This window comes from Acidovorax sp. GW835-FHT14G06 (genome assembly GCF_058793595.1).
In genome coordinates, this window is record NZ_JBXAGA010000034.1 from 1 (window position 1) to 11,151 (window position 11,151).

At 57.7% G+C, this 11,151-nt stretch carries 10 protein-coding genes; 7 read left to right on the forward strand and 3 right to left on the reverse strand.

The window, feature by feature from the left end; translation table 11 throughout:
- Positions 1-212: 212 nt before the first annotated feature.
- From AC1Q64_RS25280 to AC1Q64_RS25300, 5 genes are all read left to right on the forward strand, one after another.
- A complete protein-coding gene (locus AC1Q64_RS25280) occupies positions 213-395 on the forward strand; it encodes an ATP-binding protein (protein WP_278187180.1) in 183 nt (60 codons plus the stop codon).
- 271 nt (positions 396-666) lie between these two features.
- Positions 667-1,686 (forward strand): alpha/beta hydrolase, encoded by a 1,020-nt coding sequence (locus AC1Q64_RS25285; protein WP_199227828.1) that lies wholly within the window; start codon positions 667-669, stop codon positions 1,684-1,686.
- A gap of 7 nt (positions 1,687-1,693) precedes the next feature.
- Complete coding sequence (locus AC1Q64_RS25290; RefSeq protein ID WP_060987692.1) at positions 1,694-2,731, forward strand: helix-turn-helix domain-containing protein; 1,038 nt, start codon at positions 1,694-1,696, stop codon at positions 2,729-2,731.
- A 202-nt stretch (positions 2,732-2,933) separates the two neighbouring features.
- Entirely contained in the window at positions 2,934-4,172 is a 1,239-nt protein-coding gene (gene acmB / locus AC1Q64_RS25295) for a methyl acetate hydrolase AcmB (protein ID WP_060987691.1), read from the forward strand.
- Positions 4,173-5,501: 1,329 nt separating this feature from the next.
- Positions 5,502-5,768 (forward strand): immunity protein TriTu family protein, encoded by a 267-nt coding sequence (locus tag AC1Q64_RS25300; protein WP_492253131.1) that lies wholly within the window; start codon positions 5,502-5,504, stop codon positions 5,766-5,768.
- A gap of 164 nt (positions 5,769-5,932) precedes the next feature.
- Here the strand turns inward: AC1Q64_RS25300 and AC1Q64_RS25305 are convergent, their stop codons facing one another.
- Both AC1Q64_RS25305 and AC1Q64_RS25310 read right to left on the reverse strand, forming a co-directional pair.
- Positions 5,933-6,268, reverse strand: a complete 336-nt coding sequence (locus tag AC1Q64_RS25305; RefSeq protein WP_492253127.1) for a hypothetical protein — start codon at positions 6,266-6,268, stop codon at positions 5,933-5,935.
- 503 nt (positions 6,269-6,771) lie between these two features.
- Positions 6,772-7,062, reverse strand: a complete 291-nt coding sequence (locus AC1Q64_RS25310) for a helix-turn-helix domain-containing protein (RefSeq protein ID WP_492253128.1) — start codon at positions 7,060-7,062, stop codon at positions 6,772-6,774.
- Positions 7,063-7,673: 611 nt separating this feature from the next.
- On the opposite strand from AC1Q64_RS25310, the gene AC1Q64_RS25315 reads away from it, so the two are divergent.
- Together AC1Q64_RS25315 and AC1Q64_RS25320 are read left to right on the forward strand one after the other, a co-directional pair.
- Positions 7,674-7,817: a hypothetical protein gene (locus AC1Q64_RS25315; protein ID WP_492253129.1), complete on the forward strand. Its 144-nt coding sequence runs from the start codon at positions 7,674-7,676 to the stop codon at positions 7,815-7,817.
- Positions 7,818-8,857: 1,040 nt separating this feature from the next.
- Positions 8,858-10,005 (forward strand): IS3 family transposase gene (locus AC1Q64_RS25320; RefSeq protein ID WP_291447256.1). Its coding sequence is split into 2 segments (ribosomal slippage): positions 8,858-9,119 and positions 9,119-10,005, totalling 1,149 coding nucleotides; the frame shifts between segments, so codons are not numbered across the junction.
- Positions 10,006-10,243: 238 nt separating this feature from the next.
- Here the strand turns inward: AC1Q64_RS25320 and AC1Q64_RS25325 are convergent.
- Positions 10,244-10,738, reverse strand: a complete 495-nt coding sequence (locus tag AC1Q64_RS25325) for an arsenate reductase/protein-tyrosine-phosphatase family protein (RefSeq protein WP_492253130.1) — start codon at positions 10,736-10,738, stop codon at positions 10,244-10,246.
- Between the last annotated feature and the right edge of the window lie 413 nt (positions 10,739-11,151).

Genomic DNA, 11,151 nt, shown 5'->3' on the forward strand with positions numbered 1-11,151 from the left:
TCCCTCAGCCCCATCGAGTACCGGGTGAGCCTTGGACTTGCGGCATAAAACCAGTCCAACTTTTTATCCGCACCCCCCCCCAGGATTTCCATCTAAACCTGACCCACGTACTAACCCTACCGGCTACAAACCCAACCTGCTAATCCTTGATGACTTTGGAATCGGGGAACCCAACCGCAGCGCAAGTCTTGCTCGATGTTGCCGACCGGCGCATGCGCACGGGATCTCTGCTTCTGACCAGTCAGTACCCCGCGGACACTTGGCACGGTTTCTTCCCAGATCCAACCGTCGCGGATGCGGTTCTTGATCGCGTGGTGCATCAAGCTCATCGGGTCCAGCTGAAGGGCGAATCGATGCGCAAGATCAGAGGGCGAGCTGCTCTGAATCCTGGCTGATAAGGTCGCGCTTTCCTGGTCGTTACCTTGCAATGGGGCGGCCTGTTCCTACAGCTGCAGAGCGGCTGCAGCCATCGCAAAACTGAGCCAAGCTGGCGTTCCCATATTGATAGGTAGCCGATCGCCAGCTCCAAGGCTAGACTTCAGGAATCGGCCACAACCGGTCCTTCGGGAAGTGCCGGAGAATCCTCTCTCCTAAACAGGTAATTTAGGTTTTCAGTCAAAGAGGCGCGCTCAATCTTCAGCGTGACTTAGCCACAAGCAGACGTTCGTGAAGGAACTCGAGATGAAGGAGCTCACCCAGGGGGTGGTCGAGGGGGTGGGCCGACAAGCGCGGCTCGACCGACCGACCTTTGATCCTGAACTGCGCGCAGGCTTGGCGATCGTGGGCGGAATGTTCCCGCCGACTGTGACCAGCGACCTGATCGACTTCATGCGGGTGTCCTACGCAGGGCCGCCTCTCGAAACGCTGATCGGCGGGCGAAACATCCGCTGCGAGGAACGCGTCTTCGAGGGTTACGAGGGTCACCCTCTCAAGGCGTCCGTCTTCCGTCACGAGCGTGCCTCCGGGCAGCGCCCCGGTGTGCTTTTCGTGCATTCCGGGGGTCTGATGTTCGGCGATCGGTTCAGTGGGTTGGACCGGATGATCGATTTCGTCGAACAGCTGGGCGTCGTGCTCGTGTCGATCGAGTACCGCCTGGCGCCAGAGTATCGCGATCCTTATCCGCGGGAAGATGTGTACGCGGCGCTGGAATGGATGGCATTGCATGCGGAGTCGCTCGGCGTGCGCCTCGATCGCCTGCTGATTGCGGGCGCCAGCGCAGGGGGAGGTTTGGCGGCCGGTGCAGCCCTCGCGGCGCGCGATAGGGGCGGTCCCCGCCTGTGCGGGCAGCTGCTCGACTACCCCATGCTGGACGACCGCGGCATCACGAAGTCCACGCTTCAGTTCGATGGCATCGGCGTCTGGGATCGCGTGAGCAACGAGACCGGCTGGGGCGCGCTGCTTGGCGAAGCGCGCGGTGGTCCGGATGTGTCGCCGTATGCCGCGCCAGCTCGTGCAACTGAGCTTTGCGACCTGCCGCCCGCGTTTCTCGACGTCGGTAGCGCCGAGATATTTCGCGACGAAACCGTGGCCTATGCGGACGCCTTGTGGAATGCCGGCGGGCAGGCCGAGCTTCACGTGTGGCCGGGTGGGTTCCATGCGTTCGACATCTTCGCGCCGCATACCGCACTGTCACGTGGAATGATCGCCACGCGCAGTGCATGGATGTCGCGCGTGTTGGGCGATTGAGGACTGTATGCAGGAACTGCTGGCTCGACTGAAGGCCCTTGACCCCAACGCCAGCCTGGCGTTGAGGGTCATCGCGTGCTTCGACGAATTGGTTCGAGGTGGCGTCAACATCCAGGGGCTTCTCGGGGCAGCAGCCTCGCTCTCGGGCTGTGTAGCGGGGTTCGCCGGGCATCAATCGGAGCGTACGCTCCGCGTCTCGCCGGACGGGCAGAGCCTGAAGGGCAGTGCCTCAGCGCCGCGAGAAGGATCCTTGGCAGCAAACGGCATGACCGTGTGGCTGGAGCGTCAGGGGCCAGCCCATGTGAACGATGCGATGATCCTCGAGCGCCTCGCGCTTGCGCTGGCCATCCGCAGCGGGCACCAGGCGGACGATCCATTGCGCCGGCTCGGCGATCTGCTCGACGCCAACGTGGACGTGGAGCAGCGCCGCGCGACGGCTGCCAAATTCGGATTGGCGCCGCACCTGAAGTACCGAGTTGCAACCTTGCCGCTCTTCGCGACCTGGAAGCAACACCGGGATCTGCTGGAAGACGTCGTCCACACCCACTACGGTCCGCTGCACGTGTGCGTGCTACGCGCCGAGGTGAAACACCTCGACGCCAGCCCCTGCGGGATCGGGGTGGCTGCAGCGCTCGACGACCTTCACCGATCGCTGGCCACAGCACTCGTGAGCTTGCGTCTGTGCGCGGCGCCCGATGTGCCGGTCGTCGTTGCAGACGACTATGGTGGTCTGATCGATCTGCTCGCCCAGTGCTCGGTCGATCGACCGCTGCTCGACGTCGAGGAACTCGAAAGCGTCATGCAGCATTCATGGGCCGTGCGAACTCTGGATGCGCTGCTTCGCTCCGCATCTATCCGTGACGCATCTCGCATTGCCGGTGTCCACCACAGCACGATGCAGGCGAGACTGGAGACCATTCGCGACGTGCTGTCGTTCGACCCACTCGACGGCATCGGCCGAACCCGTATTGGCCTCGCCTTCCTCGCCTGGCGCGTTCGGCATTCGTCGGCACTGGACCTGCCACCGCCCTCCAGTAGTCGCTAGTCTCAACCGCCAAATGGCGGAATTCGGTCCCTCCAGGCGCGCCTGTCGGCGGTTACTGGCCACCCGGAGAGTTGCTATCTTCCAGCTGCCACAGGTCGCCGCCGGAGACGCGTTGGGCGAGGTCATCGTTCCGACCTCACGACGACGTTCCGCGCTCCGGCACTTGGCCTGCGGCTGTGGTTCAACAACACGGAGACAAACAATGACCGAACTCAAGAAGGCAATCGACGCCATACTCGATGGCGTGACGACAGGCACACCCCGCGTGCCCGGGGTATCGGCGGCGGTGACCGACCGCCGCGGCACGATCTACGAAGGCGCGCGCGGTGTCCGCAACACCGGAACCGGCGAGTCGTTTGAACCCGACACCGTGTGCGCGATATTTTCGACCACTAAGGCCATCGCAGGAACGGCTTGCTTGCAACTGGTGGAAGAGGGGCTTCTCGACCTCGACGCGCCTGCGAAGGAGTACGCGCCCCAACTTGCCGACATCATGGTCATCGAGGGCTTCGGCAAGGACGGGCAACCCAGGCTGCGCCCACCGAAGCGCGACATCACGACACGTCACCTGCTCACCCACACAGCCGGCTTCAGCTACGACTTCTTCAACGAGACGTACACCCGCCTCGCCAACGAGCAGGGCCAGCCCTGGGTGGTCGACGCGTCGTGGAAGTCGATCAAGACGCCACTTCTGTTTGATCCGGGCGAGCAGTGGTCATATGGGAGCAACATCGATTGGGCCGGTATGGTGCTCGAGGGAATTACGGGCAAGCGGCTCGGCGAGGTCATGCAGTCGAGAGTTCTCGGTCCCCTCGGGATGGCCGACACCGCCTTCACGATGACCCCCTCCATGCAATCCCGGCAAGCAACGATTCACGCGCGCGAGGATCGCGATGGCTCGCTCGTTCCGCTCAACGGGGTGACCTTGCCGCAGGATCCGGAGGTCCACATGGGAGGGCACGGCCTCTACGGGACCGCGTCGGACTATGTGAAGTTCATCCGCATGTGGCTCAACGACGGGCGCAGCGACGGCGGCGAACAGATCCTTCGACCGGAGACCGTCGAAATGGCATCTCGCAATCATTTGCCCAAGGGCATGCACGTGAAGATGCTGCCCGGCGTCGATGCGACCAAGACGGCGGCGTCCATCCTGCCCGTATCGAGGCCACGGCTGTCCAATGACGCCGAGTTCTTCCCCGGCATGCCCAAGACCTGGGCACTCACGTTCATGATCAACGAGGAAGAAGCACCCACGGGTCGGCCGGCTGGTGCGCTCGCATGGGCCGGCCTCGCTAACCTGTACTACTGGATCGATCGCGCGAACGGCATCGGCGGGTATTGGGCGACCCAGATCTTCCCGTTCGTCGATCCGACCTCGGTAGCGGGCTTCCTTGAGATGGAAAAGGCAACCTATCAGCACGCAAAGCCTCGCGCCCGATAAGAGGCACAAGGCCGCACCGCTCGAGGAGGCAACCGGGATCATCGCGGTCTCGCCGCTGATCGGCTGTGAAGTCGGGCCGTTCGACATCCGGCGCGCGGGTGAGTGTCGGCTTTCGACCAAACGGCCAGTCCGGCGGGGTAGATCTCACGGGAGTTGATCGGAAGCCGTCCGCGCGTTGGGTCCATCGACCGGCGAGGGTCTTCTTCGGGCCCTGAGCGGGCCTTGGCAACCCTACCGCGAAGCTGCCGTTCACCAGTGCACGCTTCCATGTCAACGACAATGTCGACGGCGCGGCGATGAGTTCGCTTAGCTTGGCACGGGCACACTGCCACACAAAAGTGCCGGTGATCCTTTGGAGACAACACCATGCACGGCAAAGAAATTCTTTGCCGGACCGATTGCGATGGTGACAATGGAATTCATGGCCCTCCCCTTCCAGCAAACAAGTGAGTTGATAAGAGATCTGAGTTTCAATCGTGGCCTGTGGATCTCTTATCCCGCAAGTGCGCGGTTCACTTGGGACGGGGCGGTCGCTTTCATTCCTTAGGCCGCATCGGAACTGTCATGCCAACCCTCTCATCATTTGTACTCATCGCGCTGGGCGTCTATGCATTTGCATTTCTCGTGACAAGACTGGTCCTGTCCTCGAAGGAATTCAAGCAACAACCGCCCGCAGATCAAGAGCGTGCTCGCAAAACGTTCCGGTGGACTCTAGTTTCTCTCCCATTCGTTCTGGCCGGGACGTATCTCCTCTTACTTGCGCCACCGGGCGTAGTTCGGATGCTGCCCGTGTTTCTCTATCTTCTACTCGCGGTTGTAGCGCTATGGCTCTTGTGGAGAAGCTATCGACTTGGAGTCCGACGAGACGAGCGCCTCGTGAAGTCACTCTCGGGCAAGCCGCTGCGGAATTCAAAGGCACTCGTGCGAACGTTCGCTCTAGCCAATTTCATGCTCGCAGCAGGCTATATAGCAATTCTCATCGCGATACCCGCTCTTCGCCTGCCGTTTAACAGTTGGGCTCCACTCATTACCATTATTTCGAGCTGCTACACCATTTTCATGTGGCGTCAGGAGCGCAAGCATTCAGCCTAACCTCTACTTTCAGTAATCCGCTTGAGCCAAACGTTGAGTGCCTGCTTTCAACTACTTCCATCGACTGCTTCTGGCCGGATTCTGCTGCACGGTGAGGGGCGCTAGCGGGCCCGAAGCTGTCTTTTAGGTACAAAACTCAAAGCAGTCATTACTGATAATGGTGCGGTCTACATCACGTTAGGTTTCTTTATGAGCCTGCTCGACCATCTGCAGACCTAGAAGGACGGAAAGTCCAAGATTTTCGCCGCCGAGCGATTTGTCGTTTCGATCACTCCTACGCTTGGGAATGAGAAGAAGGCCAGGTACGTTGAAATCGATGGAAATGGCCTCCTCGGCAGGGCAATTCTTTGGGAAGATGGCTCACTTGAGCTAGAGGCGCTGGACAAAGAATCTGAGCAAACGACTATCCAGGCTTCTCATGTCATAGCTACCGCCGCTGAGTTGGGAGACTGCCTGACCTGGTGGCTAAGCGAAATTGCAATCTATGCGCCACCAGAAACCTAACCAGTCGCTTGAGCCGACTCGCGTCGGCAAACCGCCGCTCGCGGCTCAGATTCAACGTTGAATGTCTGTTGATTGATTCCATCAGCGACGGCTCCTGGCCGAGTTCTGTCTCACAGCGGATGAAACTTGGCACCACAAAACAGACTGCTTTCGCAACTCCGGCCTCATGACTTTTTCCGCACAAACTGGGCAGGCAGGCCAGGCGTTTCGAAATAAATGGTGCGATGAACTCCCTCAACCGTCAGCGTCTTGATAACGTACAGCGCGCGATCATCCGCGATGTACTGGAAACTGCGCACAGTGATGATGTCTTGTGGGTAGCGTTGTCTGACCCAGGCTGTCACGCACTCCGTAAGATCTTCTTCGGATTCCGCCGCTAGCAGCCTCACAGCGGACTCGGGTGTGAGCCCGCTGCCACCCGAAATCTCGGCGGCCTGGCTAGACCCGTTGAGGCATATTACGGTGGCGGCAATCAAACAGGTCGAGATGTGATGCTTCATAAAAAATGAGTTTCAATTTCACCGAAAACTAGTGTTTTCTGAAACCCTCCGAATTCAACCTAGTCGAATTCTCTTTGCCGATCTCAATGGCTGCTATTGGCCGAGTTCTGCCGTAGAAGAGCGCCTGGACACGCGGCTGGTTGCCCTGTCATCGGTGCCGGCGGAGTGGTCAGATCAAAATGGACTCAGTGTTCAGGTGCGCCCGGAATACACATGCAAAGGCCCCGAGCAAAGTTGATTTATTCGTTGGTGGTGCACTCGCGCGCTATCGTTGGCCAAAGGCTGGAATAGGGGCATTGACGGACTCCCAAGCCGCGCAAGCTTGAAACAGTGGCTCCTTTGCCGCCAACGAACCTGCGGGGCCTAGCCAATCTGCCACGGTGCCGGATCCAGGAGATCTTCAGAGCCTAATCCGCAAATGGAAGTTGTAAACAATGCCGAATCCTGCTTCAAATGAAGTGGTTTTTGGTCGAACGTTTGTCAGATTGCGATCAAGTTACGCATCAGCTATGAACTCCCCCATGCAGGTCAAGCTCGGCGACTTCTTTCTGCACTTCAGCCAAGAGAACAGAGACGTCATCTATCGAGGGAGACGCGGCAAATGAAATTGCAAGCAGGGTCAGGGGGTGAACATTCAAAGCGGTCGCGATCTGCTCCACTTTTCCCAGGGTGGGACTTTTGGTGCCCCGCTCTAGACTGCTGATGTAGGTTCGACTGGAAACCGAGGAAAAATCCTCTTGGGTATAGCCCCGCGCGCGGCGGACTACCCGGAGAGCCAGGGCGATATTGTTCAATGCGTTCGGGTGCGCTTCCATCTCCCCAATTAGGAGGTGGTGAACACAATAGGGCTACAATCTATAGTGTTCAAACGAGGGTTGACCGATGATTTCCTTCTTTCGCAGTGTGTCGACTGGCCTAGCTAAGTTCTCCCGCCGACGAGCCCCCATCAGTAGACTAACTTTTGCACGGCCATATTTCCTCGTCGAGTACCGTGCGAACAACATTGGTCGAGGCGTGGAAAATATAATTTTGTCTAATGAGGACTTGTTGCTCGACTTTGTGAGGCAATGTTCTTTGCAGGGTCATGTTGTGGTTCGTGTGAGGATGCTATCGCCTGGATACATGAATGATTCAATCTATTGGGAGCTTGAAGATTTAGTGGCTGTGTGGGAGGCTGAAGAGCCTCGTATGTATTTACCATGTCTTGTGTACACCCTGTCAACTGGTGTTGAATTGGTAAAATCAACTTCCTTCACTACGATAGAGCAGTTAGGAAAACGCAAGTTGTTATATCGGTTCCATTAAAGTGGATCGAGTATGAATCGTAGCCCTTCACCTCTAATTTTGAGATCGGCTTTGTCAAAACTACTGTGACATTTTCCTTCTCGCAACTTAGGACATGACCATGACAGATTTCTTTAATAATCCTGTTGCGGTGGGAATGAGTCTATTCGGATTGCTTCTGTTGGTGGGGTCTGCTTTTTCAAAATTACTGACGCCTAGGGAGCAAAAAAGCCCGCGTAAACTTGATCTTGCATCGAAAGACTAATTGAATTTTGCAAGTGCTCTGTTTGCATTGTTTTGAATAATTGGATGGATTATTTGATTCGTTGTTTTAATGTTTGCGAGCAGTTGTGTTGATTTTTGTATAATTAAATTTGCTGTTATTGTTGTGCAGTTGTCATTTTCCAGTATTGTTAGCCTAATATTCTCGATATTAAAATAACCTTGACTGTATTACAATAACGTCATAAGCTTCACCATATGGATAAAGCACATCAGTTAGCCTTCGGTCTGACTACCTTCCAACTGCAAGAGTTGGCCCGACAGGCGGTGCGCGATGCAATCACTAAGAACGTTCAGGCAGGTGTTTCAACGACCGTTCTTCTCAATAGTTGTGTGCAGTCGCTCGACGCTGATGATCCACGGCTGCTATCACTCTCGAACGGGCATGGCGCTACTGGCCGCTAGCCGTAGTGCAATAGACACCTTCTGTATAGCGGTAACCACCAACGCAGGCCTGAACTTTGCTAGGTGTGATGGGGCCTTCAGCTGCCTGGCTGGAGCGGCAGGTTCTCAGTTGCGACCGCGGCGATGATGCCTGGAGGAGGGGGTTCATCGCTTTAGTGGCGATAACCTTTATCGAGTAATTTACCGAAGAAGTCAGGCGTTGGGTTAACGGCCTGGTTCAGCTCAGGCGGGCGGCTTTAAGGGGAACGATATTTACCTTTTGCGACTGATCTGAACTGGACTAAGCCTCTTTCGGATTTGCTTGGATAGTAAAAATCCTACGCAAAAATTTTTCGTTCTGGCTCTCTGCTTCTTGCCGAAATCAATAAAGTGAGGTCGGTACGGCGCGAGATAACTAGTGCGCAGTGTTCAGCGCGCAAGCCCTTCAAAATGATCATTGTTCATATCACAACTTGCCGAGCGGAGATCGCTGCTCAGCCAAATGAGATGCTCGGCAAGACTACTAAGTGCTAGAACGTCTTGACTTGTAAAAGTCGCGATCACCAGCCGTCGATTTTTGGGCTGCTGCCGGTTTCGATGACACCTTGTTAAGGTGGAAGATGAAACCGGAGGTGGTTCATGGAGAGAAGAAGGACATTCAGCCGCGAGTTCAAGCTCGAGGCGGTCAGGCTGGTCACCGAGCGTGGCGTGGCTGTGGCCCAGGCAGCCAAGGACCTGGACGTTCACGAGAACGTGCTGCGCAAGTGGGTTCGTGAGTTGCGAGAGGAGCCCCAGGAGGCGTTCCCTGGCAACGGCAAGCAGAAGGCCCAGGACGCGGAGATAGCGCGACTGCGCAAGGAGGTTGCCAAGCTCAAGATGGAGCGCGACATCCTGAAAAAAGCCGCGGCCTACTTCGCGAAGGAGTCGATGTGAAGTTCGGCTTCGTGGCGAAACACCGAGGGGCCTGGCCGGTCAATCTGATGTGCGAGGCGCTCGGTGTCTCGCGGGGTGGCTTCTACGCGTGGCTCACACGGCCCAGGAGCCAGCGCAGCCTCAGCGATGAAGTGCTGGGCGCGCAGGTCCACCAGAGCTTCGTGCGCAGCGACCGCACCTACGGCGCGCGCCGTGTGTGGCACGACGTGTTGGAGCAAGGTCAAGCCTGTGGTCTGCACCGCATCGAGCGACTCATGCGAGAGCAGGCACTACGAGCCAGGCCCCGACGACGTGGACTGCCCAAGGACCGGGGCACGCGCAGCGCGGTGGCCGATAACGTGCTGGACCGCCAGTTCCGGGCCGATGGCCCGAACCAGAAGTGGGTAGCCGACTTCACCTACATCTGGACAGCCGAGGGCTGGCTGTACGTGGCGGCGGTGCTGGACCTGTACTCGCGGCGCATCGTGGGCTGGTCGATGCAGGAGAGCATGACCTCGCAGCTCGTGGTGGATGCGCTGATGATGGCCGTGTGGCGGCGAGGCAAGCCGGTGGCCTTGTTGCATCACTCGGACCAGGGTAGCCAGTACACCAGCGAGCACTTCCAGAAGCTGCTGGATGAACAAGGCATCACTTGCAGCATGAGCCGGGCCGGTGAGGTCTGGGACAACTCGGCCATGGAGAGCTTCTTCAGCTCCCTCAAGACCGAGCGCACGGCCAGGAAGGTGTACCGCACACGAGGGCAGGCCCGTTCAGATGTGTTCGACTACATCGAGTGCTTCTACAACCCGACGCGCCGGCATTCGACGCTCGGCTATCTCAGTCCCGTACAGTTCGAGAAAGCTCAAGAAGCTTAGGTCGGTGTCAACGGAACCGGCAGCAGCCCAGCTTCCGCCCGCTTAACACTGGATGCTTTGAACGCTACATCGAATGAACAACGTGAAAATTTTGACTTGCCTTTACAGAGCTTCGGCAACGAAATTAGCGATGCCGATATCCGAAAAGGACAAGCATCCGCGTCGCTCGGAAATCTTGGCCGGCTGATCATTCGATAGGTCGGGCCGCACACGCACAGTCCCAGCGAGTGCCCCAGGCTCAGATGTGTGCAAGATCGCGCAAATCACCTCGGAGTTCGCTCCGATGTGCAACCTTCGCTTGCAGGCTGACCAGGAACTCAATTCTGCGCTGCAGCGAAAGCAGAACCTGTTCAGCTTGCCGCTCTCGATCAGGCACGGCTGTCAGCGTCCAAAGTAGCGGTGGGTAGCTCCACAGTGCCAACTCCGGCTGGGACGGCCAGGCAGGATGTTCGCTTGCTGTCTGCTCGTCCAGAGAAATGACGTAGTCCATGCGGGGGGCGCCTGCCGCCTTGAATAGGTCCCAACTCTTGGGTTTCAGCTGTGCGATCGGCATCCCGGCTCTATGCAGCACCTCCAGCGCGATAGGACTGACCGCGTGGGCCATTCTTCCAGGAACGCCGCAGGAAAATGCGTTCAGGCGCCCTTTGGCCACATGCCGAAGACACGCCTCTGCAAGCTGACTACGCAGAGCGTTCTCCACGGAGACAAAAAGAACATTGGCAACCTGGCGCATTGGCAGACCTCTGAATGAATCGCCGCACGCGAAGTTTCCTGAATGCAAGCGATTGGACTGTGGCACATAGTGCCAAGTCTTTCACATCTCGGAAACTTACGTTGCGCTTGACAAGCAATAGCCATACCCGGCCTCATCGTGATCAAGGTGGGCTGGCTACGGCAGTGTCGAGGTCCACTGATTGGATATTCAATGCACTTGGCATTCTTGGAGATCGGCCAAAGTCAGAGCGAGTGCTTCGAACTGCGCAATGGATGGCGTGTGGGCAGAGGGGGAAGTCCGCATTCGTTGCGTTCCTTGCTCAAAGTGTTGGCGCCGATTCAAAATTGAGCCACCGGGGGTGCGGATAAAAAGTTGGACTGGTTTTATGCCGCAAGTCCAAGGCTCACCCGGTACTCGATGGGGCTGAGGGA